At 60.9% G+C, this 26,943-nt stretch carries 29 protein-coding genes; 19 read left to right on the forward strand and 10 right to left on the reverse strand.

Going from position 1 to position 26,943, the window contains the following annotated elements; translation table 11 throughout:
- The first annotated feature begins 1 nt into the window (after position 1).
- The 3 genes from Q1B27_RS07840 to Q1B27_RS07850 all read left to right on the forward strand — a co-directional run bounded on the left by Q1B27_RS07840 (position 2) and on the right by Q1B27_RS07850 (position 3,796).
- A complete protein-coding gene (locus tag Q1B27_RS07840) occupies positions 2–946 on the forward strand; it encodes an ABC transporter permease (RefSeq protein ID WP_299846149.1) in 945 nt (314 codons plus the stop codon).
- Complete coding sequence (locus Q1B27_RS07845) at positions 946–2,223, forward strand: amidohydrolase family protein (protein WP_299846154.1); 1,278 nt, start codon at positions 946–948, stop codon at positions 2,221–2,223. Before Q1B27_RS07840 ends, Q1B27_RS07845 begins: the two co-directional genes overlap by 1 nt.
- A 133-nt stretch (positions 2,224–2,356) precedes the next feature.
- The gene (locus Q1B27_RS07850; RefSeq protein WP_299846157.1) at positions 2,357–3,796 is read left to right on the forward strand and encodes a mannose-1-phosphate guanylyltransferase/mannose-6-phosphate isomerase; all 1,440 of its coding nucleotides are present in this window, start codon (positions 2,357–2,359) and stop codon (positions 3,794–3,796) included.
- 60 nt (positions 3,797–3,856) lie between these two features.
- Here Q1B27_RS07850 and Q1B27_RS07855 read toward each other — a convergent pair whose 3' ends face one another.
- The 3 genes from Q1B27_RS07855 to Q1B27_RS07865 form a co-directional block, all read right to left on the reverse strand.
- Entirely contained in the window at positions 3,857–4,678 is an 822-nt protein-coding gene (locus tag Q1B27_RS07855; RefSeq protein ID WP_299846160.1) for an ABC transporter ATP-binding protein, read from the reverse strand.
- A 1-nt stretch (position 4,679) separates the two neighbouring features.
- Positions 4,680–5,498: an ABC transporter permease gene (locus Q1B27_RS07860; protein WP_299846163.1), complete on the reverse strand. Its 819-nt coding sequence runs from the start codon at positions 5,496–5,498 to the stop codon at positions 4,680–4,682.
- 75 nt (positions 5,499–5,573) lie between these two features.
- On the reverse strand, positions 5,574–6,632 hold the full coding sequence (locus tag Q1B27_RS07865) for an ABC transporter substrate-binding protein (protein ID WP_299846166.1): 1,059 nt from the start codon (positions 6,630–6,632) through the stop codon (positions 5,574–5,576).
- A gap of 154 nt (positions 6,633–6,786) precedes the next feature.
- On the opposite strand from Q1B27_RS07865, the gene Q1B27_RS07870 reads away from it, so the two are divergent.
- The 12 genes from Q1B27_RS07870 (at position 6,787) to Q1B27_RS07925 (ending at position 18,713) form a co-directional block, all read left to right on the forward strand.
- Positions 6,787–7,428 carry a TetR/AcrR family transcriptional regulator gene (locus Q1B27_RS07870; protein ID WP_299846169.1) on the forward strand — a complete coding sequence of 214 codons (642 nt, stop codon included), beginning with the start codon at positions 6,787–6,789 and terminating at the stop codon, positions 7,426–7,428.
- Entirely contained in the window at positions 7,425–8,390 is a 966-nt protein-coding gene (speB, locus tag Q1B27_RS07875) for an agmatinase (protein WP_299846172.1), read from the forward strand. The genes Q1B27_RS07870 and speB overlap by 4 nt, the downstream gene beginning before the upstream one ends.
- A gap of 1 nt (position 8,391) precedes the next feature.
- Positions 8,392–9,174, forward strand: a complete 783-nt coding sequence (locus Q1B27_RS07880; protein ID WP_299846175.1) for an SDR family NAD(P)-dependent oxidoreductase — start codon at positions 8,392–8,394, stop codon at positions 9,172–9,174.
- Positions 9,171–9,911 carry an SDR family NAD(P)-dependent oxidoreductase gene (locus Q1B27_RS07885; protein WP_299846178.1) on the forward strand — a complete coding sequence of 247 codons (741 nt, stop codon included), beginning with the start codon at positions 9,171–9,173 and terminating at the stop codon, positions 9,909–9,911. The genes Q1B27_RS07880 and Q1B27_RS07885 overlap by 4 nt, the downstream gene beginning before the upstream one ends.
- On the forward strand, positions 9,908–10,816 hold the full coding sequence (locus Q1B27_RS07890; protein WP_299846180.1) for a polysaccharide deacetylase: 909 nt from the start codon (positions 9,908–9,910) through the stop codon (positions 10,814–10,816). The genes Q1B27_RS07885 and Q1B27_RS07890 overlap by 4 nt, the downstream gene beginning before the upstream one ends.
- 192 nt (positions 10,817–11,008) lie before the next feature.
- Positions 11,009–11,866, forward strand: coding sequence for a 3-mercaptopyruvate sulfurtransferase (sseA, locus tag Q1B27_RS07895; protein WP_299846183.1), 858 nt, complete (start codon positions 11,009–11,011; stop codon positions 11,864–11,866).
- 2 nt (positions 11,867–11,868) lie between these two features.
- Positions 11,869–12,390 (forward strand): hypothetical protein, encoded by a 522-nt coding sequence (locus Q1B27_RS07900; RefSeq protein WP_299846186.1) that lies wholly within the window; start codon positions 11,869–11,871, stop codon positions 12,388–12,390.
- Positions 12,391–12,463: 73 nt separating this feature from the next.
- Positions 12,464–13,351 carry a fatty acid desaturase gene (locus tag Q1B27_RS07905; RefSeq protein ID WP_299846189.1) on the forward strand — a complete coding sequence of 296 codons (888 nt, stop codon included), beginning with the start codon at positions 12,464–12,466 and terminating at the stop codon, positions 13,349–13,351.
- Between the two features lie 81 nt (positions 13,352–13,432).
- Positions 13,433–14,239, forward strand: coding sequence for a methyltransferase domain-containing protein (locus Q1B27_RS07910; RefSeq protein WP_299846192.1), 807 nt, complete (start codon positions 13,433–13,435; stop codon positions 14,237–14,239).
- A gap of 61 nt (positions 14,240–14,300) precedes the next feature.
- Positions 14,301–15,374 carry a phenylalanine--tRNA ligase subunit alpha gene (gene pheS, locus Q1B27_RS07915; protein WP_299846195.1) on the forward strand — a complete coding sequence of 358 codons (1,074 nt, stop codon included), beginning with the start codon at positions 14,301–14,303 and terminating at the stop codon, positions 15,372–15,374.
- Positions 15,375–15,841: 467 nt separating this feature from the next.
- Positions 15,842–18,241, forward strand: coding sequence for a phenylalanine--tRNA ligase subunit beta (pheT, locus tag Q1B27_RS07920; protein ID WP_299846199.1), 2,400 nt, complete (start codon positions 15,842–15,844; stop codon positions 18,239–18,241).
- Between the two features lie 4 nt (positions 18,242–18,245).
- A complete protein-coding gene (locus Q1B27_RS07925; RefSeq protein ID WP_299846202.1) occupies positions 18,246–18,713 on the forward strand; it encodes a GNAT family N-acetyltransferase in 468 nt (155 codons plus the stop codon).
- Here Q1B27_RS07925 and Q1B27_RS07930 read toward each other — a convergent pair.
- The gene (locus Q1B27_RS07930; protein ID WP_299846204.1) at positions 18,710–19,630 is read right to left on the reverse strand and encodes a hypothetical protein; all 921 of its coding nucleotides are present in this window, start codon (positions 19,628–19,630) and stop codon (positions 18,710–18,712) included. The two genes, Q1B27_RS07925 and Q1B27_RS07930, sit on opposite strands and share 4 nt — an antisense overlap.
- Positions 19,631–19,723: 93 nt before the next feature.
- The gene (locus Q1B27_RS07935) at positions 19,724–20,617 is read right to left on the reverse strand and encodes a LysR family transcriptional regulator (protein WP_299846207.1); all 894 of its coding nucleotides are present in this window, start codon (positions 20,615–20,617) and stop codon (positions 19,724–19,726) included.
- Positions 20,618–20,702: 85 nt separating this feature from the next.
- On the opposite strand from Q1B27_RS07935, the gene Q1B27_RS07940 reads away from it, so the two are divergent.
- The 4 genes from Q1B27_RS07940 (at position 20,703) to Q1B27_RS07955 (ending at position 23,368) form a co-directional block, all read left to right on the forward strand.
- Entirely contained in the window at positions 20,703–21,329 is a 627-nt protein-coding gene (locus tag Q1B27_RS07940; protein WP_299846210.1) for a class I SAM-dependent methyltransferase, read from the forward strand.
- Between the two features lie 63 nt (positions 21,330–21,392).
- A complete protein-coding gene (locus tag Q1B27_RS07945) occupies positions 21,393–21,848 on the forward strand; it encodes a YtoQ family protein (RefSeq protein ID WP_299846213.1) in 456 nt (151 codons plus the stop codon).
- Between the two features lie 158 nt (positions 21,849–22,006).
- The gene (mscL, locus tag Q1B27_RS07950; RefSeq protein ID WP_299846216.1) at positions 22,007–22,435 is read left to right on the forward strand and encodes a large conductance mechanosensitive channel protein MscL; all 429 of its coding nucleotides are present in this window, start codon (positions 22,007–22,009) and stop codon (positions 22,433–22,435) included.
- Positions 22,436–22,567: 132 nt separating this feature from the next.
- Positions 22,568–23,368, forward strand: a complete 801-nt coding sequence (locus Q1B27_RS07955) for a mechanosensitive ion channel domain-containing protein (RefSeq protein ID WP_299846219.1) — start codon at positions 22,568–22,570, stop codon at positions 23,366–23,368.
- Between the two features lie 51 nt (positions 23,369–23,419).
- Here Q1B27_RS07955 and Q1B27_RS07960 read toward each other — a convergent pair whose 3' ends face one another.
- From Q1B27_RS07960 to Q1B27_RS07980, 5 genes are all read right to left on the reverse strand, one after another.
- Entirely contained in the window at positions 23,420–23,653 is a 234-nt protein-coding gene (locus Q1B27_RS07960; RefSeq protein WP_299846222.1) for a hypothetical protein, read from the reverse strand.
- Between the two features lie 164 nt (positions 23,654–23,817).
- On the reverse strand, positions 23,818–24,297 hold the full coding sequence (locus Q1B27_RS07965; protein WP_299846225.1) for a lytic transglycosylase domain-containing protein: 480 nt from the start codon (positions 24,295–24,297) through the stop codon (positions 23,818–23,820).
- Positions 24,298–24,400: 103 nt separating this feature from the next.
- Positions 24,401–24,829: a hypothetical protein gene (locus Q1B27_RS07970; protein WP_299846228.1), complete on the reverse strand. Its 429-nt coding sequence runs from the start codon at positions 24,827–24,829 to the stop codon at positions 24,401–24,403.
- A gap of 47 nt (positions 24,830–24,876) precedes the next feature.
- Positions 24,877–26,427, reverse strand: coding sequence for a TRAP transporter large permease subunit (locus Q1B27_RS07975; protein WP_299846831.1), 1,551 nt, complete (start codon positions 26,425–26,427; stop codon positions 24,877–24,879).
- Positions 26,427–26,933 (reverse strand): TRAP transporter small permease subunit, encoded by a 507-nt coding sequence (locus Q1B27_RS07980; RefSeq protein WP_299846230.1) that lies wholly within the window; start codon positions 26,931–26,933, stop codon positions 26,427–26,429. The genes Q1B27_RS07975 and Q1B27_RS07980 overlap by 1 nt, the downstream gene beginning before the upstream one ends.
- Positions 26,934–26,943 lie beyond the last annotated feature (10 nt).

Raw genomic sequence — 26,943 nt, forward strand, 5'->3', positions numbered from 1 at the left:
TATGGACCTGATAGACATCCTGCTGTCCGCCAGTTTCTGGACCGCCGCGATCCGCATCGCCAGCCCGCTGATCTTTGCCACCCTGGGCGAGCTGATCTGCGAACGCGCAGGCGTTCTGAACCTCGGTATCGAGGGGATCATGGTGGCGGGCGCCTTTGCCGGCTGGATGGGCGCCTATTCAGGCCTCGGCCTGTGGGGCGGTGTCTGTGTGGCGATGGCGGTGGGGATGATGTTTGGCCTCATCCATTCGCTGCTGACGGTGCCCTTTGGCCTGTCGCAGCACGTGGTCGGGCTGGGGGTGACGCTGTTGGCCACGTCAATGACCTATTACGCCTATCGCCTTGCCCTGCCCGAGGTGACATCACCACCCAAGATCGACGCCTTTCAGCCGTTTGAAATCCCGATCCTGTCGGACCTTCCGCTGATTGGCCCGGCACTGTTTTCGCAAACCCCGCTGACCTATCTGGCCTTTGTGCTGGTGGTCGTTGTCTGGGCGGTGCTCTATCGCACGCCCCTGGGGCTGGCGCTGCGGGCTGCGGGCGAAAACCCCGCCGCCGTGGCGGCACAGGGGCTGTCGGTCACCGGTATCCGCATGGGTGCGGTGATCGTGGGCAGCGGGCTGATGGCCGTGGGCGGGGCGTTCCTGACCATGTCGGCGTTTGACAGCTTCTTTTTCGAGATGGTCAACGGACGCGGCTGGATCTGCATCGCGCTGGTGGTCTTTGGCGCGTGGAAGCCGGGCAAGGCGCTTCTGGGCGCGATCCTCTTTGCCGCGTTTGACGCGCTACAAATCCGCATTCAGCAGACACCCCTGGGGGCGGATATCCCCTATCAGGTGTTCCTGATGATGCCCTATTTCCTCAGCATCCTGGCGCTGATCGTCATGTCGCGCCGGGCCGAGGTGCCCGCCGCGCTGATGGTACCGTTCAACAAGGGGGAACGCTGATGTTCGATCTGATAATCAAGGGCGGCACGCTGCCCGACGGGACGGTGGCGGATATAGGAATCACCGGCGACAGCATCGCCGAAATCGGTCGCATTGATGCCGATGCCGCGCAGGTGATCGACGCCAATGGCGATCTGGTCAGCCCGCCTTTCGTCGATCCGCATTTCCACCTGGATGCGACGCAATCCTACGGCATTCCGCGGATCAATGCCTCGGGCACATTGCTCGAAGGCATCGGCCTTTGGGGCAAGCTGAAAGAGGTCATGACCCAGGACGACGTCGTGACCCGCGCGCTGACCTATTGCGACTGGGCCGCCAGCATGGGGCTTTTGCACATCCGCAGCCATGTCGACACCTGCGATGACCGGCTGCTGGGGGTCGAGGCCCTGCTGGAGGTGCGCGAGAAGGTGAAGGGCTATATCGACCTGCAACTGGTCGCCTTCCCGCAGGACGGGTTCTACCGCGATCCGACGGCGCGGGAAAACACCATTCGTGCGCTGGATATGGGCGTCGACGTGGTGGGGGGCATACCGCATTTCGAGCGCACGATGGCGGATGGCGCGGCGTCGGTGCGTGAACTCTGCGAGATCGCCGCCGAGCGCGGGCTGATGGTCGACATGCATTGCGACGAGAGTGACGACCCGCATAGTCGTCATATCGAAGCGCTGGCCTATGAAACCCAGCGGCTGGGGTTGCAGGGTCGTGTGGCCGGATCGCACCTGACCTCGATGCATTCGATGGACAATTACTATGTCTCGAAACTACTGCCGCTGATGGCCGAGGCCGAGGTGGCGGCGATCCCCAACCCGCTGATCAACATCATGTTGCAGGGCCGTCACGACACGTTCCCCAAGCGGCGCGGGTTGACCCGGGTCAGGGAAATGCTGGCAATGGGCATCCGCGTTGGTTTTGGCCAGGATTGCGTGCTGGATCCGTGGTATAGCCTCGGCACCGGTGACATGCTGGACGTGGCCTTCATGGGGCTGCATGTGGCGCAGATGTCATCGCCGCAGGACATGCGCAAATGCTTTGACATGGTGACGACAGACAGCGCCGCGATCATGGGGCTAAGCGATTATGGCCTGAAAGTGGGCGCGCAGGCGTCGCTTGTGGTGCTGGATGCGGGCAACCCGATCGAAGCGGTGCGGTTGCGCGCCACACGGCTGCATGTGGTGGCCAAGGGCAAGCTGATCAGCTCCACCTCGCGCGGCGATGCGTCACTAAATCTGCCCGGGCGCGATGACACGGTGCGCAGGCGGCACAGCGCCCATAACTGACCCGCCGGCTGCACCGAGATATCGAAAATTCGCCATATATTAACCATATCGGCTGGTTCATATGCTGTGCGCTGCGAAATTTCGTGTTATGCGTGCGCCAACTTCCGTGTGACCCTGGCCAGGAGACTGTTTTTTGACCAAGATTACCCCTGTATTGCTTGCCGGTGGGTCCGGCACGCGTCTGTGGCCCCTGTCGCGCAAAAGCTATCCCAAGCAATTCACCAAACTGGTGGGCGACCAAAGCCTATTTCAGGCCTCGGCCAGTCGCCTGTCGGGGGCGGATTATGCTGCGCCGGTGGTGATCACAGGGTCAGATTTCCGGTTTATCGCTACCGAGCAACTGCGCGCCGAAGGGATCGAGAACGGCACCGTCCTGATCGAACCCGAAGGGCGCAATACCGCACCTGCGGTTCTTGCCGCAGCACTGTGGCTGGAGGCACGCGATCCGGACGGGCTCCTGCTGGTGGCGCCATCGGATCATATCATCCCCAGCAGCGCCGATTTTGCCGCCGCTGTACAGATGGGCAAAGATGCCGCGATGGCGGGCAAGCTCGTCACTTTCGGCATCGCCCCCAACCGGCCCGAGACCGCTTATGGCTATCTTGAGCTGACTGCTGACCCCACGAATGCCAAAGGCCCGATCCCGCTGGCGCGGTTCGTGGAAAAACCCGATCGCGCGACCGCGCAGATCATGCTGGATAGTGGCAATTACCTGTGGAACGGCGGCATTTTCCTGTTCTCGGTCAAGGGCATTCTGGACGCGTTCCATACCCACGCGCCGCAGCTGGTGGATCAGGTCCGCGCGGCGGTCGAAAAAACCCAACCGGATCTGGATTTCTTTCGCATCGACCCCGCGGCGTGGAAGGCGGTCGAGGATATCTCGATCGACTACGCGGTCATGGAAAAGGCCGACAACCTCGTGGTGGTGCCCTACACCGGCGGCTGGTCCGACCTGGGGGATTGGGATTCCGTCAGCCGCCATATGGGCGCGGATGCCGAAGGCAATTCAGTGCATGGTTCAGCCACGGCGGTGGATTGCGAAAACAGCCTGCTTCGGGCCGAAGATGACGGGGTTGAACTTGTCGGGCTTGGGTTGCACGACGTGATGGTCGTGTCGACCCGCGACGCGGTGCTGGTGGCGGATAAATCCCGCGCGCAGGATGTCAAGAAAGTCGTCGATCAGCTGAAACAGAAAGACGCCAAGCAGGCGACCGAATTTCCCTGGGACCAGCGTCCCTGGGGCATGTTCGAAACGCTTGCACTTGGGGATCGGTTTCAGGTCAAGCGCATCGTCGTCAAACCCGGCGGTATCCTGAGCCTGCAAAGCCATCACCACCGGGCCGAGCACTGGATCGTTGTGGCGGGCACCGCCAAGGTCACGATCAATGACGAAGTCAGGCTGCTGTCGGAAAACGAAAGCGTTTATATCCCGCTGGGCGCCGTGCACCGGATGGAGAACCCCGGCAAGGTGCCGATGGTGCTGATCGAGGTACAGACCGGCAGCTATCTGGGCGAGGATGACATCGTACGCCTGGAAGACGTCTATGACCGGGGACAGGGCGCGAAGGGTTAATCGCGTTTCCCCGGCGCCGCGTTGCGCCTGCAACCAAATAGAACCCGGTCTGCCCCTGAGTCAGAGAACCTCCGAGGCGCCCTGCTCTCGCATCATTCGCATGATCTGGCGTTCCAGCGCACCATAACCGTCCATCGCGATCACCTCTTCCTTGTTGGTAAAGCGCTGGCCCTTCTTGAAATCCGGCACGATGATCTCGTGCACGCGACCCGGATGGCTTGAGAGGAACACGATCTTGTCCGCCAGGTAAATGGCCTCTTCGATATCATGCGTGACCATGACAACGGTCGTATTGGCGTTCTCGGCGATGTCGACAAGCAACTCCTGCATATGCCAGCGGGTTTCCGCGTCAAGCGCCCCGAAAGGCTCATCCATCAGCAGAAGCGCCGGATCATTGGCCAGCGTACGGGCAATGGCCACGCGCTGTTTCATCCCACCGGACAGTTGCGACGGGTAAACCTCGGAGAATTTACTGAGCTGCACAAGGTCGATATATTTCTGCGCCCGCGCCCGACGCTCGGCCACCGGAACGCCGTTGATCCGCATCCCGTATTCGACATTGCCGCGCACGCTCAGCCAGTCAAACGACGTGTAGGCCTGAAAGACCATGCCGCGCTCGCGGTCGGTGCCGGTGATTTCGTGATCGTCCAGCGAAAGCACACCCGCGGTCGGCGTCTCAAGCCCCGCAACCATGCGCAGGACGGTGGATTTGCCGCAGCCCGACGGGCCAAGGATCACGCAGATCTCGTTTTCCTCGACGCCGAAACTCACGTCACGGATTGCCTCGATCTCCTTGTCATCCGGCAGGGGAAACCGCTTTGACACCCGGTCGATCCTAAGCTTCGGACCAGCCTCGGCGGTAGTGGCGGATGGATGCGCCATCTCAGCTCTCCCTGCTGTAAAGATAGGGATAAAGCCACCTGTGCAGCTTGCGGAACAGGATGTCGAAGGTCAGCCCCAGGGCACCGATCACGATAATCCCGGCCATGATTTCATCGGTGTGCAGAAAACGGCGCGCCCGCATCATCATCGCCCCGATCCCGGTGGTCGATGCGACGATCTCGGCGATCACCAGATAGGTCCAGGTGACGGCCAGCATCTGCCGCATTGCGATCAGGACATTGGGCATCGCTGCGGGCAGAATGATCGTGCGCACGATGGTCCAGCGATTGCCACCCAAGGTCAGGCCGGTCTCAACCAACTCGCTGCGCACCTGCTTTGTGTGATCCATGATCAGCGTGATCAGAAAGAAGATCACACCGATAATGAGAAGCACCAGTTTCGGTGTCTCACCAGTCCCGAACCACATCAGGAGGATGGGAATGAACGACGGCGCAGGCAGGTAACGCCAGGCTGAAACAAAAGGGTTTGCAACCGCCTCGATCGCGGGAAAGGCGCCCATGGCGATGCCCAGCGGCACGGCGATGGCGCAGGCAATGCCAAAGCTCAGGACCACGCGCCAGACGCTGATCAGGATATCCGATACAAAGTCACGGTTGATCAGCATATCGATCAGAGTGGCCACAATCGCATGGGGCGCGGGAACCAGAAGGTCGTTCACAAGCCCCGCCAGCGAAACGCCTTCCCAGACGGCAAAGAACAACGCCCAGATGAAGATGGCCGACAGAAAGCCCTGCTTGCGCGAGACGGGTTTGCGCAGCTGCAACCACGGCTGCCGGTGAGCGCGGTCAGGTTCGATCATCGGGGTCCCCTCATTTCACGGTGTGAAACGGGCCGGCGCGCATCGGAACACGCGCCGCCCCGGTTTCGGATCAGGCTATTCGCGCGCCGCGAAGGACTGACTGTAACCGCTGGCCATCAGATCGGACATGAGCGAACAATCAACACCCGCCTCGGGGTCGTGCGTTTCGGTCATGAGGCCCAGCCGGACCCACCAGTCGTTGATGCTGGCAACCACGTCCTTCATCGCACCGTTGCCAATGTCAAAAGGCGGCTCACCCTCCATGACGCCACAAACCTGCGCGGATTCGTTGAAGTCGTACATGTAAATGCCGCCATTCAGGAACTTGCCATTCGTCCCGATGACCGATTCGACATCCGCCAAAGGCCATTTCAGGAACTCGGACAGGATCTCGTTACCTTCGGCGGTATTCTCATGCCACCACCCCAGGGCGTCGAAACGCGCCTTCAGCATGGCCTTCGCGGCATCGCGGCGTTCGGCCACGAAATCCCCGTTCATATAGACCACATCCATGAAAATCCCGGTCTTGAGCATCTCCGGATCGGCGGTGTTCACGGCCGAGGAAGAGCCCGGCAGGTTTTCCATCACCTTGGTGATCCAGGGCTCGTACAGATAGGCCGCGGCCAGATCGCCCGACAGCATCGGCCCGACGGCCTCATCCGCAAGCAGGTTCACCCACTCGACCTGCTCAAGCGAAACGCCCTTGCTGTCCAGCCAGACCCCCATCAGCAACTGGCCGATATAGGCCTGCGGTGCGCCGATGCGCTGACCTTTCATGTCCGATACATCCACATCGGGCGCGAGGATCACGTGATCGACGCCATAGGACGGGTTGGTAAAGGCCACATTGACCACCCCTGATCCGCGCGCGATGGCCAGCGGTGTGTAATCGCCCGTGCATTCATAGACATCCAACTGCCCTGCCGCGAGGGCCGCGTGCCCGCCCAGAGGGTCATCGAAGATCACCATGTTGATGTCATAGTCATCCGCCAGACCCTTCTGACGCGCGATCTCATGCATCGCATAGCCGGGCCACGAGACGCAGACACCTATATTTATCTGTTCCTTGGCAACGGCGATTGCCGGCAATGTCAAAGCCAGGGTCGCTGCGGCGACCGAAAATTTGTTGATCATGACGAACCTCCCACGGGTTTCTAATTATTGTTTATTTTTATTGACTAAGAAACTTTAGTCACTAAAAATATAAGTTGTCTACAAAAATTTTATTGGATCGGCGTCGGATTTGACCTCTGGTGTCTGCGAAGATCAGGGAAATGGAGTTCACCACATGACGTCAGGCCTTCGCGAACGGCAGAAGATCGACCGGTCAAACAGGATTCTGGATGTGGCGCGGGACCGGTTTCAAAGCGAAGGGTATGACGCGGTCACCATCGAGAGCATTGCCGCCGATGCGAACGTGTCCGCGGTGACGGTCTATAATTACTATGGCACCAAGGCGAACCTGCTGCTGGCGCTGGTCAAGGAAAGCGATGAGCGGTTGATTGCGCAATTGCGCGCCCTGACCGAAAGCCTGCCCTTGGACATCCGTGAGGCCGTTGCAGAATTCGGCCAGATCATGCGCCGCCACGCCATGACCTACCTGACCAAACGCACCTGGCGCGAGGTGATCGCCTCAAGCATCCTGCAGGGCGGGCGACAATTCGGCCAGACCTATCAGGCGCTTGATCGTGTGCTGATCGGCATCATGGCCGACATCATGGTAATCTATCAGCAGCAAGGCTCCCTGACGCCCGAGATCGAGGCGGCGGGCTTTGCCGATACATTATTCGAGATGCAGAACATCCGGTTCTTCCAGTTCGTCTCGGATGACGATCAGGGCGAGGCCACGGCGGATCAGATTTTTCGCCGCGATGTATGGGCGATTTTCGCCACCAAACAAGTTTATCACCATTCGGAGATCAGGACATGAGCGAACACGGGTATGAAGGCGGGCGGCTGAACCTGCCTTTTGTGGGCATCTCGACCTTCGGCAAATCGCCATATGTACAGGATTGGGATGCGATTGATGCCGATGTGGCGATCCTGGGCGCGCCCTTTGACTTCGGCACGCAGTTCCGGGCGGGCGCACGGTTTGGCCCCCGCTCGATCCGCGAGGCCTCGACCCTGTTCTCATTCGGTCACGGCGGCGCCTACGACCACGAGGACGACATCACCTATATGCCCGCGGGCGAGGTGAAGATCGTTGATATCGGGGACGCGGACATCGTGCACACGGACACGATGAAAAGCCATGCCAATATCGAACATGGCGTGCGGCAGATTTTGAAAGCAGGCGCCATTCCGATCACCCTGGGCGGCGATCATTCGATCAACATCCCCTGCGTGAACGCGTTCGAAGGGCAGGAACCGATCCATATCGTCCAGATCGACGCGCATCTGGATTTCGTCGATGAACGCCACGGCGTGCGCTACGGCCACGGCAACCCGATGCGGCGCGCGGCTGAAAAACCCTATGTGACCGGCCTCAGCCAGATCGGTATCCGCAACGTCTCGTCCACCGCCAAGGAAGGGTACGAGGATGCCCGCAAAATGGGCTCGGATATCCTGTCGGTGCGCCAGTTCCGCAAGCTGGGTGTCGACAGCGTGCTGTCGCGCATCCCCACCGGCGTGCGCTATTACGTGACCATCGACATTGACGGGTTCGATCCATCGATCGCGCCGGGCACAGGCACGCCCAGCCATGGCGGGTTTCTCTATTACGAAGTGTTGGAGCTGTTGGACGGCCTGACCCGGCAGGGCAATATCGTGGGCCTTGATCTGGTCGAGGTCGCGCCGGATTACGACCATACCGGCACAACCGCCATTCTGGCCGCGCAAATCCTGATGAACACTATCGGGCGCATGCTGCATAACCGGCAGGACGGAGGGTAGGATGGGCCGCGTCACCTATGATTTCAGCGGCAAATCCGTGCTGGTCACCGGGGCCAGCCGGGGCATCGGCTATGGGGTGGCGAAAGGCTTTGCACAGGCCGGGGCCGATGTCAGCATATTAGCCGATGACGACGGCGTCACCGACGCGGCCACACGGCTGGCGGATGAAACCGGCGGCAATGTTCGCGCCTTGCAATGCGATATCACCGATGTCGATCAGCTGCGCGCGGTCATGTCCGAAATTTCGCGCATCGACGTGCTGATCAACAACGCCGGCCTTGAACGCATTACCCCGCTCGCGGACCCGGACAAAGCCGTCGAAGATACGTTTCGCCGCATCGTCGATATCAATGTGATCGGCACCTTTCTTGTAACCCGTCATGCCCTTGCCAGGATGCCCGACGGTGGCCGTATCATCCTGACAGCGTCGATCTGGGGGCGCACGGCGGTGGGTGAATTTTCCGCCTATTGCGCCACCAAACACGCCAATATCGGCTTCATGCGGTCAATCGCGCATGAACTGGCCCCCAGGCAGATCAACGTCAACGCGGTCTGCCCCGGATGGGTCAGGACCGACGCGGCGATGCTGTCGCTTGCCAACATGTCCAAACGATCCGGGCGCCCCGAATCCGATCTGCTGGACGAGATCATGTCCGCGCAGGTCATCGGCGGCCTTTTGGAGCCTGACGATATGGCACCGCTCTACCTGTTTCTGGCCTCGGATGCCGCCCGTGACATCACCGGGCAGGCCTATGGGCTTGACCGGGGCGAGGTGATGGCATGACCGAAACACTGCAAAACAGAACCGTTCTCGTGACCGGTGCGGCGCGCGGGATCGGTGCCGCCTGCGCCCACGCTTTCGCAGATGCAGGCGCGCGGGTGGCTTGCGCCGATCTGACTGATCCGGCCGAAACCGTTGCCATGATCCGCGCGGCAGGCGGGCAGGCCTCGGCCTTTCAATGCGATGTGTCCGACGAGGCCTCGATCCTGACACTCTTCGCGACGATAGACGACCAATTGCCGCCCCTTGATGTGCTGGTCCATTGCGCCGGAATCATCCACGAGGCCCCGCTGCTGGAAACCTCGGCCGAGGAATTCGACAGTGTTGTCGCCGTCAACCTGCGCGGCAGCTTTCTGGTCGGGCGCGAGGCGATCCGGGCGCTGCAAGACAGACCGGGCCGCATCATCCTGACCGCCTCGGACCTGTCCTATTACGGGCGCGAGACGTTTTCACCCTATGTCGCCTCAAAGCATGGCGTTCTGGGGCTGGTCCGCTCCTGGGCCAGGGAATTTGCCCCCAGTATTCTGGTCAATGCGCTGTGCCCGGGGCCGATCGACACGGATATGCTGGCGGCAGAAAACATGACGCCGGAATGGCGGCAAAAGGAACTGGCAATTCCGCTGGCACGCTTTGGCCAGCCTCAGGAGATTGCCCAGATGGCCCTGTTTCTTGCAGGTCCGAATGCAGCCTATATCACCGGTCAGGGGATCGGTGTGAATGGAGGGAGTGTAATGCCATGATCGCGAACCCGGTACCCTGGCCCAACGGTGCAAAATGCGCCGCCTGCGTGACCTTCGACATGGATGCGGACAGCCTTGTGCATATCGCCCATCCGCAGGACAGCCACAAAAAGGCGGCAACGACGTCGATGCTGCAATACGGCCCGGAAATCGCCATTCCGCGCATTGTCGAAACCTACAAACGGCTGGGTATCCGCCAGTCGTTCTTCATCCCCGCCTGGTGCGTCGAACGCTATCCGGCGGCGGTCGAAACCATCCTCGAAGGCGGCAATGAGATCGGCCATCACGGCTATATCCATGAACACCCCAACGAACTTTCACCCGAGCAAGAGGCGCATTGGCTTGATGTCGGCATCGACATCCTCAAACGCGCCACCGGAAAGGCCCCGCGTGGCTGGCGCGCGCCGCTCTATAATGTATCCGACATCTCCTGCACCCTGCTGGCCGAGCGTGGTTTCCTTTATGACGCGTCGCTGATGGGCGACGACGTGCCCTATATTCTCGATACGCCCAAGGGCAGCCTGTTCGAACTGCCAACGCATTGGGGCCTCGATGACTGGCCACAATTCGTCCAGTCCGAGGATCTCGGGTACATGGGTAATATCCACCCGCCAAAAACCGGGTTCGAACCTTATATCCAGGAATTCGAGGTCATGAAGAAATACGGCGGATTATGGGTGGCCGTGGTCCATCCCTTCGCCACCGGCAGGCTGGCCCGCTGGGACGTGGTCGCCAGCTTTCTGGAAACGGCGGTCGCCGCAGGCGATGTCTGGTTCGCACCGATGGAAGAGATTGCAACCCATGTGCGCAAGGTGACCGAAAGCGGCGAATACGTACCGCGCCGCGTCTCGATGCCAGCCTATGATCGCCCGGTCTTTGACGACGCGATCGCCAACCAGTCCTGACAGTCGCGGGGATTGCGGCGCGATACCCGCAAAACCCCGCCTTCCTACAAAGCAATCCCGCCTGCAAATTGCGCCTGCGCATCTTGCCCTATGGCAAAATGACGCCCAGACCGGGCGCCAATGTCGCGGTGGCCGGACTTGCCCTTCGCGGCCTCGGGATGTAGGCAGGACGCGTCAAAAACGGGGGCATCCATGACACAAGATGATCCGAAAACTCTGGTTTCGACCGACTGGCTTGGCGCGCATCTGAAAGACCCGGATCTGCGATTGCTGGATGGTACATGGTTCATGCCCGATGATGATCGCGACGCCAAGGCCGCTTACGAATCGGCGCATATCCCCGGCGCTCGGTTCTTTGACATCGACGATATCAGCGATCACCGCTCGGACCTGCCGCATATGGTGCCGCCGGTCGAAAAATTCATGTCGCGCCTGCGCGCGATGGGTGTGGGTGACGGGCATCAGGTGGTGGTCTACGATCAGCAGGGGGTGATGTCGGCACCGCGGGTCTGGTGGCTGTTTCGCCTGATGGGTCAGGAAAACATCGCCGTGCTGGATGGTGGCCTGCCCAAGTGGATGGCCGAGGACCGTGCCATCGAAGACCTGCCCCCCGTGGTCAGGGACCGGCACATGACGGTGCGGCGGCAAAACCAGATGGTCAAGGATGTGACACAGGTCTCGTCGGCCTCGAAACTCGGGGATTACGAGATTCTCGATGCACGCTCGACCGGACGTTTCCGGGGTGAGGCGCCCGAGCCGCGCGAAGGCCTGCGGTCGGGCCACATCCCCGGCTCGAAATCCATTCCCTATACCGAATTGCTGACCGGCAATGGCACGATGAAATCGCCCGATGACCTGCGCGCAGTCTTCGCCGCCGCCAAGGTCGATATGTCGATGCCGGTGATCACCAGCTGCGGCTCGGGCATCACCGCGGCCATCATCAACCTGGCGCTGGAACGCGTCGGCAAGACCGATCATGCGCTCTACGATGGGTCATGGACCGAATGGGGTGCCTACCCGACCGTACCGGTGGCGACCGGAGACACCTGAAAATGCTGCGCAGGATTGCGGGTCACATGATCCGCCGCGCGGAACGGCGCATCGGTGTCGAATTCGGATACATCCACGAGATTGCAAAAACCGATCTGGGGCTGCTGGCGCGCTATAACAGGATTTTCGGGTTTCTCGATCCCAACAGGCATGCGCCCGCCGCAGCCTATCACGCGGCGCGCCTGCGCGGGGCGATCGCCGCCGATTGCGGCACCTGTGTCGAGGCCGAGATCAATCTGGCACGGCACGCCGGTGTAGACGCGGCGCTGATAGATCGGCTGCTTGCCGGAGAGTATGCCGCCCTGCCCGCAGAGCTTGCCGCCGTTGCCGCGCTTGCCGATGCGGTCACCGCCCGTCGCGAGGATGATCCCGCCGCGCGCGATACCATCCGGAGCGCCTATGGCGATGCCGGTCTGATCGAGATCTGCCTTGCGATGAATGGCGCGGCATTGCTGCCGGGGGTCAAACGCGCGATGGGCCATGCCACGACCTGCGATCTGGCGCTGCTGCGGAAAACGGGCTGACAGCGGGCACCTCAATTGTTGCGCCACGTCGCGCCATGCTATGACAAACCGCACCCCCAGCGGAATCGCCCCCATGGATCACAAAGCCTTCATCTCGACCTTGCCCAAGGACATCCTGGCCGATCTGAACCGGACCGAGGATGCGCCGGGCCTGCGCCATCTGGCGGGGCATGCGGGCCTGATCCTGGGCCTTGGCCTCTGGATCGCACTGGGCTTGCCACTGTGGCAACTGGCGCTGGTGGCGCAGGGCATAGCGATCTGCTTTCTGTTCACGCTTGAGCATGAGGCGACCCACAAGACACCTTTCGCCAATGAACGGCTGAATGAATGGGTCGGGCGCATCTGCGGCGTGCTGATCGCACTGCCTTTCGAGTGGTTCCGCTATTTCCACCTGGCGCATCATCGTCACACCAACGTGCCCGGCAAGGACCCCGAACTGCTCGCCGGGGCCAAGCCCGGAACGATCGGCGAGTATCTTGTGCATGTCAGCGGCATCCCCTTCTGGATCGACATGCTGGACCGGATCATCGGCAGCGCCTTTGGCCGCGATCCCGGCGATTTCGTGCCCGAACGGGCGCACCGGCGGGTCATTGTCGAGGCTCGGTGGCTCATGCTGATCTACGGGCTGACCCTCGCCAGCCTCTTTGTCACGCCACTGCTTTTCTGGGTCTGGCTTCTGCCCTGCCTGCTGGGGCAGCCGTTCCTGCGGCTTTACCTGCTGGCCGAACATGGTCGCTGCGCCTTTGTCGCCAACATGTTCGAAAACACCCGCACCACCTATACCAACCGGATCATCCGGTTTTTAGCGTGGAACATGCCCTACCACGTCGAACACCACACCCTGCCACAGGTGCCGTTTCACCGCCTGCCTGATCTGCACGCCCATCTTCAGGGGCAGCACAAGGTCACGTCGGATGGTTATGCGCAGTTCACCCGAGAGTATCTGCGCGACCTGAAATAACGCCCGCAGACCCGGATTTTGGAAATTCCGAAGCCGGGTATAATCTGGCATCGCAAAGACATTTTCAGTGAGGTTTTTTCGATGTCAGATCCCTATGCCAATCTCGGCGCTGCTGCCCAGGACATCCAGATCGCCATCGCCGACGCCATGGACGCGCGCAGCATTGACCCCGCGCAGGTGACGATGCGCCGCGCCTATATGTCCGGCATCAGCCTGCCCCGGGGCGCCTTTGCCGTCGAAATGGGCAGCGGCACCGGTCATGTTACCCGCGACCTGATCACCGTTGCCGGCGCCAGCCGCGCGCTGGGGATCGAACCGGCGGCGCTGATGGTTGAACGCGCACACCAGCATCACGCCGATGAACCGGCACTAAGCTTCGAGGTCGGGGATGCCAAGGCCTGCGGGCTTGAAAGCGGCTCGGTCGATATGGTGCTGATGCACACGCTTTTGTGCCATGTGCCCGGCCCCGACGCGGTGATGACCGAGGCGTTTCGCATCCTCAAACCCGGCGGCGTGCTGGCGGTATTCGACGGGGATTATGACACCGCGACCGTCGCGATCGGCGATTTCGATCCGCTGGAACCGGTGGTGAAATACATGATCGACGCCAATGTGCATAACCTCTGGCTGCCGCGGCAACTGGTGCCCCTGGCCGCAGCTGCGGGCTTCACCACCGGCGAGGTGCAGGCGCATGGCTATCTTGCCAGCGGCGAGGCGGCCTATTTCATGTCTGTCATCGACCGCGCGCTGACCAAGATGCAGGCCGACGGGTTGCTGACACCAGCCGGGGCCGACGGGCTGCGGGAGGAGGCCCGGACACGCATCGCCGAAAACCGGTTTTTCGGCTTCATGTCCTACACCAGCATGTTGGCCACGAAACCCGCATAGTCTTGCAAGCGCGGCCCATGCACGGTAACCCGCCAGCAAACCCGATTGCAGGACGATACCGATGGACGATCTACGCGACAAATACCTGACTGCCATTGCCGCCGCCGCGGATGAGGCCGCGCTGGAGGACCTGCGCGTGCAAGCCGTGGGCAAGAAGGGTGAGGTCAGCCTGCAAATGCGCGAGCTGGGTAAGATGACAGCCGAGGAACGGCAGGTCGCCGGCCCCAAGCTGAATGCGCTCAAGGATGAGATCAATTCGGCCCTTAACGCCAAGAAACAGGCGCTGGGCGATGCCGCCCTTGATGAGCGTCTGAAAACCGAATGGCTGGACGTGACCCTGCCGGGCCATCGCCGCCGTCCCGGCACCATCCACCCGATTTCGCAGGTGACCGAGGAAGTGACCGCGATCTTCGCCGATATGGGTTTCTCGGTTGCCGAAGGGCCGCAGGTGGAAAGCGACTGGTATAATTTCGACGCGCTCAACATCCCTGGCCATCACCCCGCCCGGGCCGAGATGGACACGTTCTACATGCACCGCGAGGAGGGCGACAACCGCCCGCCCCACGTGCTGCGCACCCATACCAGCCCGGTGCAGATCCGCTCGATGCAGGAGCATGGCGCGCCCATCCGGATCATCGCGCCGGGCCGTGTCTACCGCGCCGATTACGACCAGACCCACACGCCGATGTTCCATCAGGTCGAGGGGCTGGCGATCGACAAGGATATCTCGATGGCGAACCTGAAATGGTGCCTCGAGGAATTCGTGAAAGCGTTTTTCGAGGTGGATGATGTCGAACTGCGCTTCCGCGCCTCGCATTTCCCCTTCACCGAACCCTCCGCCGAGGTCGACATCCGCTGCTCCTGGGAAGGCGGCACGCTGAAGATCGGCGAGGGCGACGACTGGTTGGAAATTCTGGGCAGTGGCATGGTGCACCCGCATGTGCTGCGCTCGGGCAATATCGACCCGAATGAGTGGCAGGGCTTCGCCTTCGGCGTCGGCATCGACCGCATCGCCATGCTGAAATACGGCATCCCCGACCTGCGCGCGTTTTTCGACTCAGACCTGCGCTGGCTGCGGCATTACGGGTTCGCAAGCCTCGACGTACCGACGCTGCATGGCGGGTTGTCGCGGTAGACCAATCGCGGGTCTGGCTGCCTCGGCGCGCCCAAAGCAGGTGCGCGATCATCGGGCTTGCGCCGCGCCACTGGCGCGATGGTCCCGCTTCACCCTGCGGGCTTGATTCCGTGCGGGTAATATCCCTCCCGGTCGCGGCAAACCGAGGGTGCGGTTCCACCCCACCACCCGCCGTAAACGGCCATCCGGCCCAAATCTCACCGCGCGCCCTGTTAACAGACCCGCGTACCGCCACTAATACCGACGTTATACCGACAAAATACCGACGTTATCCCGACCCGGGTTTTTGCCTGCTAACCAATGGCTTGACGGTGATTCGCCGGGCCTTTGCACCGGCACCGGAACACCGCCTGATTTACCCCCCTCATTCCAGTTCTCTGGGGCCCTAAATCCACCCGGGGCTTTCCCCCCATCTGCATATCCGTTAAAGCGCAGGGAACTCTTACATGACCTGCGGATGACCGATCATGAAATTCACGCTTTCCTGGCTGAAAGATCACCTCGACACCGATGCCCCGGTGGCGGAACTTGCGGATGCCCTGACCGATCTGGGCCTTGAGGTTGAAGGGATCGAAAACCCTGCCGAGCGGCTGGCGGATTTTACCATCGGCAAGGTCATCCATGCCGAGCAGCACCCAGATGCCGACCGGCTACGCGTCTGCCGTGTGCTGACCGACGAAGGTGAGTTGCAGATTATCTGTGGTGCCCCCAATGCCCGCACCGGCATCACCGCCGTCATCGCCAAGCCCGGCACCTATGTGCCTGGAATTGATACAACAATCGGCATCGGCAAGATCCGTGGCATCGAAAGCCACGGCATGATGTGTTCCGAGCGCGAGATGGAACTGAGCGAAGAGCATGACGGCATCATCGAGCTGCCCAGCGGCGAGGTAGGCGACCGTTTTGTCGACTGGCTGGCGGCCAATGATCCGTCGAAGGTCGACCCGGTGATCGAGATCGCGATCACCCCCAACCGCCCCGATGCGTTGGGCGTGCGCGGCGTGGCACTCGATCTGGCGGCGCGCGGTCTGGGCACCATGAAACCGGCCAGGACAGCGCATATCGAGGGGCAATTCACCTGCCCGCTCAACGTCACCATAGACGATGACACAAGTGAAAACGGCTGCGAGGTTTTCGCGGGCCGCCTGATCCGGGGTGTCACCAACGGCCCCAGCCCCGAATGGTTGCAAAAACGCTTGCGCGCCATAGGCTTACGGCCGATTTCGGCGCTCGTCGATATCACCAACTTCTTCACCTATGACCGCAACCGCCCGCTGCATGTGTTCGATGCCGACAAGGTCAGGGGCGACCTGCGCGTGCACCGCACGTCGGGGGGCGAAACGCTGGTTGGTCTGGACGAAAAGGAATACACTTTCGGTCCCGGTCAGGTCGTGATTTCGGACGATGAAGGCGTTGAATCCATTGGTGGAATCATGGGTGGGCTGGCAACGGGCTGTACGTCTGAAACCACGAATGTATTCCTCGAGGCCGCGGTCTGGGATCACATCCAGATCGCCACCACCGGTCGCGCGCTCAAAATCAATTCGGACGCGCGGTATCGCAATGAACGCGGCATTGATCCGGCCTTCAACATGGAAGCGGTCGATCTGGCGACGCAGATGATCATTGATCTTTGTGGCGGTGAGCCGTCGAACCGCGTGACCGCCGGTGAGGTGCCCAATGTCGCGCGCGCCTACACGCTTGATCCGGCGCGGGTGCGCTCGCTTGTCGGTATGGACATCCCCGAATCCGAACAGCGCCAGACCCTGACGGCGCTGGGCTTCAGGATGGAAGGCAACCAGGCGCATGTGCCCAGCTGGCGACCCGATGTGATGGGCGAGGCCGATCTGGTGGAAGAGGTGGCGCGCGTCGCGTCACTGACCAAACTGGTCGGCAAACCGATGCCCCGCGCCCAGACCGGCGTACCGAAACCGATCCTGTCGGTGGCGCAGAAACGCGAACAGATCGCCCGGCGCACCACTGCCGCGCTTGGCTATAATGAATGCGTGACCTACAGCTTCATCGACCGCGCCAGCGCCGCGCTTTTCGGGGGTGGCGATGATGCGACGATGCTGGCCAATCCGATCAGCTCGGAGATGAGCCATATGCGTCCCGCGCTTCTGCCTGGCCTCTTGCAGGCGGCGGCACGCAATCAGGCACGCGGGCAGATGAACCTGGCGCTGTTCGAAGTGGGCCAGGCGTTTCATGGCGGCGAACCGGGTGAGCAGCACTTGCTGGTCAGTGGTTTGCTGGTTGGCCAGACCGGGCCAAAGGACGTGCACAGCGCCGCACGCGCTGTCGATCTATATGACGTCAAGGCGGATGCCGAAGCCGTTCTGGCCGCACTCGGCGCACCGGCCAAGGTTCAGATCCTGCGCGGTGCGCGGGAATGGTGGCATCCCGGCCGTCATGGCATGATCTGCCTTGGCCCCAAGAAGGTGCTGGGTGTGTTTGGCGAATTGCATCCCCGGGTGCTGAAGGCGATGGATGTCAAAGGCCCCGCGATGGGCTTTACCATCTGGCCCGGTGAAATCCCGCAACCCCGCAATCAGACCGCCAATCGCGGCGCGCTGGAACTACGTGACCTGCAAGCGGTCGAACGTGACTTTGCCTTTGTCGTCGATGCCGATGTCGAGGCGCTGACACTGGTCAACGCCGCCGCCGGAGCCGACAAGCTACTCATCGACGATGTGCGCGTCTTTGATGAATTCATCGGCGGCGCGTTGGGCGAAGGTAAGAAATCCCTCGCGGTCACGGTGCGCCTGCAACCCACCGAAGCCACGCTGAAAGACGTCGATATCGAGGCGGTATCCTCCAAGATCGTCGAGAAGGTCACCAAGGCCACTGGCGGCGTATTGCGGGGGTAACGTTTTGGCGTTTTCCCTGCGCCGCGCCGAAGCTGCGGATGCCAATGCTCTGACGGCGTGTATCGACGCGGCCTACGCAGGATATGTGGTTGAGGGCATTGACCTGCCGCCCGTGTCCGAAGGCGTCTCAGAGGATATTCGCGACAATATCGTCTGGTTGGCGGTTGATGGCGATCGGGTTTTGGGCGGGGTTATCCTGTCGCTTTCCGGTGAAGTGGCGCATCTGATGAATGTTGCCGTTGACCCGGATCAGTCAGGCGACGGGATAGGCCGGGCACTGATTGACGCGGCAATCACAGCAGCGCGCAAGGCCGGCCACACAACGATGGAGCTGGCCACCCACAAAGACATGCCGCAAAACGTGACGCTCTATCAGCACCTGGGATGGGAGGTGATCGGAGAGGACGGCAACAAGATTTTCATGGCCTATCGGCTGGACGACCCTTCCCGCCCCCAAGCACCACTGCGCTAATCACTGCCAAGGGCGATGCCGGGATAGGCCTTGCAGATTTCGTGCCAGTCCAGTTCGTAGCGATAGGTCATATGCGCGGCCTGTTCGGCAGACCAGAGATCGAAGGGCGGGTTGTCGACAGAAACCGGGAACTTCTTGGCTGCCGCCAGAACCAGCTCACGTATCCGGACCTGCTCGGACTTGGGTTCCACATGATCAAGGATGTAAGTCATCGCATTCCCGGACAGAGTTTTAAAAACCCGGGTTGAACGCGGCGTGACGGGGCCTTGGGTGAAGGCGCGGAACACCTGCGATTCCAAAGCATGAAACTGTTCAAACCGCCAGACTTTGATCGTGGCGGTTGGAAAGGCCTCTTGCAGATCATCAATCACGTCCATCCAGTCGCGGTGCAGCGCCAGAAACGCCGCACGCAGCGCGTCGAGATCGAAAATATTACCGCGCCGCACCGCCGTTGTGATGTTGGAGGAAACGAAGCTGCCATAGTCGCGCAACGCAAGGAGAAACGTTGCATTGGGATGATCGAATGCATCGGGCATCGCCCGCAGGCTTTGATCCATATCCGGATAAAGCGATTTGCATGCCAGGTTCTTGCGCGGCGCGCCGATCATGCTTTCTTCGGATATGGCAATCCGGCGGGTTGCGGGATCGGCTGCGATACGGTCCAGCAGGGTGCCAAGCGTCGGCTTGTCGGGGTCCGGGGATGATGCGGATATGGCCCCCCCCGATTTGCGGAATGTCCGCCGCAGCACACCCGTCGCGCGCAGATCGCTGGGCAGCACCAGCGCCACGCCCGCGGATTTCAGCGCGTCCCGCTGCGCCTTGAGTGAGGACTGAATATAGGTCGTGGCCGTTTTATGGGCACCCAGATGGATAACCACTTTGTTCTGCTGCACGAAGTCCTTCAGCGTGGTGCCCAATATTCTGCCCTGTGGCCCGTGTTATCAACCCGACTTTGCGATCTTGGATACCATTGGTGCGCGGCGCGTCAATCTCTAGTCGGGGCAACGCCTCTAATCGTTGCGCGTAAGAAAGTCCGCCAGCAGATCAAATACCAGTCGGATGCGGCGGCTGGTGTGCAATTCGCGATGCGTGGTCAGCCAGACAGGAAAATGTAGCGCGTCCATGTCGGGCAGCACGCGTTCGACCCCCGGCGTCGCCTCGGCCACCTGATCGTCCATGGCGGTGATGCCAAAGCCCTGGCGGGTGAACTCCCAGGCGACCACGCCGCTTTGGCTACCGATGCGGAAATTCTCATGGCTCAGCGGCAGGCCCAGTGGCAGGTAATGCGCCAGCATCTCGTCCACATCGCCAAAGCTGATGAAATCATGCCCGGCCGTATCCGCCAGCGTCCGGGGTCTGCCGCGCCGGTCCAGATAGTCGGTCGCGGCATAGAAATGCGCTGTTGCTTCGTCCACCAGACGGGCAATCAGGTCGGGTTGGTCGGGCCGGACATGGCGAATGGCAATATCGGCCTCGCGTCGCATCAGGTCACGGATATCATTGGCGGCAACCACGTCGATCTCAAGCTTGGGTGCCTGGTGTCTGAGCTGGCGCAAGACCGGCGGCAATACATGGGCGGAATAGACATCGCTGGCGGTGATCCGCACGCGCCCCTCGATAGTTTGCGCCTGACCCGTCGCAGCCAGCGCAACGCGGTTTGCGGCCTCCCCCATGACGCGGCTATGGTCCAGCAATTCCATGCCCGCGGTGGTCAGCGACAGCGTGCGGCCGATACGCTCGAATAACAGGATACCCAGTTCGTCCTCCAACGCCGCGACCTGTCGGCTGAGCGTGGGTTGGGTCAGCCCCAGAACACGCGCCGCAGCCGAAAGCGATCCTTCCTCAGCGGTGGTCAGAAACGCCCGCATGTGGTTCCAGTCAAAGGTATTTGGCCCATATTTCATGCAAATATGTATAAGCAACCTGCGAATTTCGGCAATTTATATTTGGTTTGCGCATGTATATTTGCCATCTCAAAGGAGAGAGCCAATGCAAGATGTCATGAAATTCTGGGATGGAATCGCGCCGCAATATGCGAAATCGCCAATCAAGGATATCGCCGCTTACGAATACACGCTGGCCCGCACAAAATCCTATCTGAAAGCCAGCGACACGGTGCTGGAACTGGGTTGTGGCACCGGCGGCACGGCGCTGCATCTGGCCGATGCCGTGGCACATCTGACTGCGACCGATCTGTCGGATGCCATGCTGGATGTGGGCCGCAACAAAATAGCGGATACCGCCAATGTCACATTCCAGCGCAGCGATATCGCCGGCGCGCCCGAAGGCCCGTTCGATGTGGTCATGACCTTTAACCTGATCCATCTGCTGCGCGATACCAGTGCCGCACTGGCCCAAGTCTATCAGCGCTTGAAACCCGGTGGCCTCTTCATCTCGAAAACGCCGTGCAATCCGACACGCCGCGCGCCGCTGGGATACAACCTTTTGCGACTTGCGCTGCCGCTTGCCCAACTGGCAGGCAAAGCGCCTTATGTGAATTTCATGGACGTGTCCGACTGGGATGCAAAAGTCTCAGACGCGGGGTTCAAGATCATCGAGGCTGGCAACCACCCGGCACACCCGCCCGCCCGCTATCTGGTCGCCCGAAAAATCTGAGGCTTTGCGGCTTTTGCTGCAAGACGGTATGACGGGCTGATTGACATAACATGAGGCCACGACATGACCTTGAAGATCTACCTTTCCGGCGAAATTCACACCGATTGGCGCGAGCAGATCATCGACGGGGCCAGCGGGCTTGACGTGAGCTTCTCAAGCCCGGTCACCGATCATGGCGCCTCGGATGATTGCGGCGTGGCAATATTGGGCGACGAGCCGGATAAATACTGGCACGACCACAAGGGCGCGATGATCAACGCCATCCGCACCCGCAAGGGCATCAGCGATGCCGATGTGGTCGTTGTCCGCTTTGGCGAACAGTACAAGCAGTGGAATGCCGCCTTTGATGCGGGCTATGCCGCCGCGCTTGGCAAGTCGCTGATCATCCTGCAACGCCCCGAGCACGACCACCCGCTGAAAGAGGTCGACGCCGCCGCGCTGGCGGTGGCACGCGAACCGTCGCAAGTGGTGGAAATCCTGCGTTACGTGCTGGATGGATCACTACCGGGCCGCGCTTGATAACCGGGACTGAGCTGCGGTGATTGGCGAACTCTCGCCGCGAGGGAAAACGAGACAGTTTTTCCCATTAAAAGAGTCTGCGCGTTTCCCGCATTTCGTGCTACGCAAATGGCGCGGGCGCGAACAGACCGCGTGAGACACAAGTGGTGAGGGACATAATGATACAAGAATTCAAGGATTTCATTGCCAAGGGCAATGTCATGGACATGGCGGTGGGGATCATCATCGGCGCAGCATTCACAGCCATCGTCGGCTCGCTGGTTGCCGATCTGATCAACCCGATCATCAGTCTGTTCATGGGCGGGATCGACTTTTCAGGCATGCATGTAATTTTAGGTGAGGGTGAATATACCTCGATGGCCGCCGCCGAAGAGGCCGGTGCCGCCGTCTTTGCCTATGGCCGGTTCATCATGGCCATCATCAACTTCCTTATCATCGCTTGGGTCGTGTTCCTGCTGGTCAAAGCGGTGAACAAAGCCAAGGATGCCAGTGCCGCGGAAGAAGAAGAGGCCCCAGCCGAAGAACCCGGCCCTTCCGAGCTGGATATCCTGATGGAAATCCGCGATCAGCTGGCCGCCAAGAAGTAAGAAAAACGACAATTCCTGTTGCCACAAAGGTCCGGGGCAACCCGGGCCTTTGTTGTGCGACAGGTGGATCTTGGGTGCTGTTGAGCGGTGCTCTGAACAGGCCACGCAGGTGGTGATTGAAAGGACAAGAGGATGGACAACCTTATCGAGCAGGCACTGAGCTATGGGCCGATCCTGATAGATGCCGCCAAGGCGCTGGTGGTGCTGATCATCGGCTGGATCGTGGCCGGAATGGTAGCCCGACTGGTCAGCCGCAAGGTCAACGCCAATGAAAATATCGACAACACCATCGGCAACTTTGCTGCCAACCTGGTAAAATGGGTGATCCGCCTGATGGTCGTAATGGCCGTTCTGGGCATTTTCGGGATCGAGGCAACCAGCCTCGTCGCTGTCATGGGGGCCGCCACCCTGGCCATCGGCATGGCGTTGCAGGGCACGCTTTCCGATCTGGCCGCCGGTCTGATGCTAGTGATCTTCCGGCCCTATGCCCAGGGCGATTACGTGGATATCGGCGGCACGTCGGGCACGGTTCAGCAGATCGCGCTGTTTTTCACGGAACTGGTGACGCCCGACAACGTGCAGGTGATCGTGCCCAATGGCAAAGCCTGGGGTGAGATCATCACCAATTACTCACATCACAAGACCCGCCGTCTGGATCTGACCTTTGGCATCGACTACGAAGATGACGCCAACACCGTGAAAGAGCTGATTGCCGGTATCGCCACGAACGAGCCGCGCATTCACAAAGACCCCGAGCCTTGGGTCCGTGTCACCAATCTGGGCGAAAGCAGTGTCGATCTAACCGCGCGCCTGTGGTGTGACAATGCTGAATACTGGGATCTGAAATTCACTCTGACCCAGCAGATCAAGGAAGCGATGGACACCAAGGGCATCTCAATCCCCTATCCACATCGCACCATGGTCCAGCGTTAATGGGCATCGCCGTCGCTTCTGTGGCGGCTATCTCTCAACCGCGATCACCGTTCACCGGCTGAGGCGCAGCAAATCGAACACCGCCTGTGGTTCCGGTCCGGTGGTCGAAATGATGGGTGGGTTGAAAAACGGGTCGATGAACAGGAACACATCCTCCAGATCGTCCTTTTTAACATCTTCAACCGCAGCATCACGCTGATCGAAATAGAAATCGCTCATGTCCGCGCTGGCATCAAATGTGGTAATCGGTGCGTCCAATCCGGAATTATCGAAAAAAATGGGCATGGTGCCCTCCTCTGATTGATGATCAGCCATGTCCAAAATCACCAGGGCATCGTCGATTTAGTTGCAGAGAAGCCATTCACGTATTCGTGAGTAGTAAACGGCCGCCGGGCCAATAGGACCCTGGGTGCACCCAGCCGACGCAAAGGTTTGATACGGGCTGTGCCCTATCGGCACTTCTTGGCGATTTCGCGATTCAGCAACCCGGTTTCGACCAGAAGGCAGCGGTTGCGCGCCTCGTAGTAATAGCCGCGCGCATACCACATCACGGCCCGATCCATGTTTCCGTCCGACACCAGCCAGGCGCCGCGCAGGTATTTGACCGCCCATCGCAGGTTGGTTTCGGCATCCAGCAAGTCATTTGGCCTGCCGCGAAAACCCATGATCCCGGCAGTTTCAGGCAGGATCTGCATCATCCCGTAATAGGGACCGTTGCGCGCCCGGGGCCGGTAATCGCTTTCGCGCTGAATGACCTTGTGCACCAATGGGCGCGGCACCTCATAAAGATCGGCGTATTCGTTGATCAGCAGGCGCAGTTCGGGCGTTTCATTGGGATAAAGTGGTGGCTCCTTGGTGGAGCGGTCGGGGGTGGAGGAACAGGCCGCCATAAGCGCCAGCAGCGCGACAATGCAAAGATTTCTAATCATGACCACACCCCTCGAATTTCCGGCCATGAAGCGCCAGAATCCGCGGCTTCGCAAGGGGATTTCAGGCGTGCAGCCGTTTTCTGCCGCAGGCGGGCGGTGGCGGTCAGCTCAGGCAGCCGTCTTTCAACGTCACCCAGATCAGGTCAGCGGGGATGTCGCCTGAATTGACCGATTCGTGGTCTTCCGACAGGTCAACCGGGCCGTAGAATCCCACCGATCCGGCGGGTGAATACCCAGATGAGACATTGTCGCCATAGCGCACGGTCCAGTTGGTGCCGGTCAGCATGATATAAAGCTGATGGGGCGGGTGGGCGTGCACGCCTTCCCACTGGCCGGGCGGAAAGGTGAACCGCTGGACCACCATCTTGTCATCCTCCAGCAGAACCCGGCCAGGGATATTGGGGTAATGTTGCCGACAATCGACCAATGCTTTGGCCTGCGCCCGGGGGATGATCGTTGCGCTGCTCATCAGGCCCACGACTATCCCCGCGGTAAAGACGGCAAAGATCAGGAATTTTATCTTGAGGGTCATCAGCGCGGCCTCCCACCGGTGTGCCCGGGAACCTTACCCCGTAATGTTCAGAAAACCAGCGCGGGCAACCATGTTGCCAGACCGGGGATCAGCCAGATCACCCCGATCCCCACGATCTGCAGCAGGATGAACGGTGCGACCCCGGCATAGATCTGGCCGGTGGTGATCTCGGGCGGGGCGGCACCGCGCAGATAGAACAGGGAGAACCCGAAAGGCGGGGTCAGGAACGAGGTTTGCAGGTTGATCGCGATCAGGATCGCCAGCCAGACCGGATCATGACCCATCAGGATCAGCACCGGCGCGACAAGCGGCAGCACGATCACCGTGATCTCGACGAAATCGAGAAAGAAACCGAGAACAAAGATCATCGCCATCGCGAAAATGAGCGCACCCGTGGCCCCGCCCGGCATCGCCTCCAGCACCGCCTGCACCCGCACGTCGCCACCTAGGCCGACAAAGACCAGGGAGAACACGCTTGCCATCAGGATCGTGGCAAAAATCATCGCGGTGACGGTCATCGTCGTGGTGACCGCGCCTGCCAGCACCTCGCGCGCGTGCAGCCGCCTGAGCGAGGCGAGCACCGCCGCCATGCCCACCAGCAACATCACGCTGTAGAGCGCCGCCAGCATATAACTGCCCATGCCCGCGTCGCTGCGCTGCAGCCGCACCGGGGCGACACCTGCGGCGATAGCCAGAACCAGCAGGCAGGCCACACCCGACAGGATCAGCCTTTTGCTGACGCCTTGCCGCGCACCCGCCATCAGCACCGCGCCGATCGCACCCACGGCGGCGGCCTCGGTCGGGGTGGCGATGCCGCCCAGAATGGCGCCCAACACGGCGATGATCAGCATCACCGGCGGGGCAACGGCCCCGGCCACCTCGGCAAGGGCGGGGCGGCCTTCGGGCGTGGGGGCGGGCGGCATGTCCTGTGGTCGGATCATTCCGCGCCCCAGCACGTAGAGGATATAGATCGCAACCAGCGTCAGGCCGGGTATCAGCGCACCGGCGAAAATCTGGCCGACGGAAATGGTTTCAACCGAAAACTTGCCCTGTTCATATTGCGCCTGCTGATAGGCACTGGACATCACGTCGCTGAGAATGATCAGCAGGGTCGAGGGCGGGATGATCTGCCCCAGCGTGCCCGCCGTGCACACCAGCCCCGATGCGAGGCGCGGATCATAGCCGGTGCGCAGCATCGTCGGCAGCGCGATCAGCCCCATCGCGATCACCGTGGCCCCCACGATCCCGGTCGAGGCGGCGAGCAGCGCGCCCACCAGAATGACCGAAATGCCAAGCCCGCCGCGCAGCTGGCCAAACAGCCGCCCCATCGTATCGAGCAGATCCTCGGCGATTTTCGAGCGTTCCAGCACCACGCCCATGATCACGAAAAGCGGGATGGCGATCAGCACGTCATTGGTGATCACCCCAAAGACCCGTTGGCCCAACGCCCCCAGCAGATTGATGTTCATCACGCCGGTGACCCAGCCTAGGTAGGCAAAGCCGATGGCCACGCCCGAAATCGCGAAAGACACCGGAAAGCCCAGCAGGATCGCCCCCATGAGGGCGGCAAACATGATCAGATCGAGATATTCGAGGATCATGCGCGGGTGTTCCCTGCCAGTACGGCCAGTTTCGCCAGCAGGCAGGCCAGCGATTGGACGATCAGCAGCACGCAGAAGGCGGGGATAAGTGATTTCAGCAGGAAGACCGCCGGGATACCACCAACTGACAATGGCCCCTCGAAGATTGCCCAGGCGTTGCGAACCGACGGCCAGGACCAGTAGAGCAGCGCCAGCATCGACGGGATCAGCAGGATCACGTGGCCAAAGACATCAATCCGCGCCTTGCCCGCGTCCGAGGCTTTGGCCTGAAAGATATCGACGCGCACATGTTCATCGACCAGCAGGGTATAGCCCGCGCCCAGCATGAATAGCGCGGCGTGCATATAAAGCACGCTTTCATTCAGCGCGATCGAACTGAAGCCATAGACATAGCGCAGCACGACGACGATGAACTGCACCAGCACCATGATCAGCGCCAGCCAGCGGATGATGCGGCCAACGCCGCGGTTGATGCTGTTCAGGTGGTTGGCGAGCTTGTTCATTCCCGCATTC

The sequence above is a fragment of the uncultured Roseovarius sp. genome, assembly GCF_947489715.1.
Classification (GTDB): domain Bacteria; phylum Pseudomonadota; class Alphaproteobacteria; order Rhodobacterales; family Rhodobacteraceae; genus Roseovarius.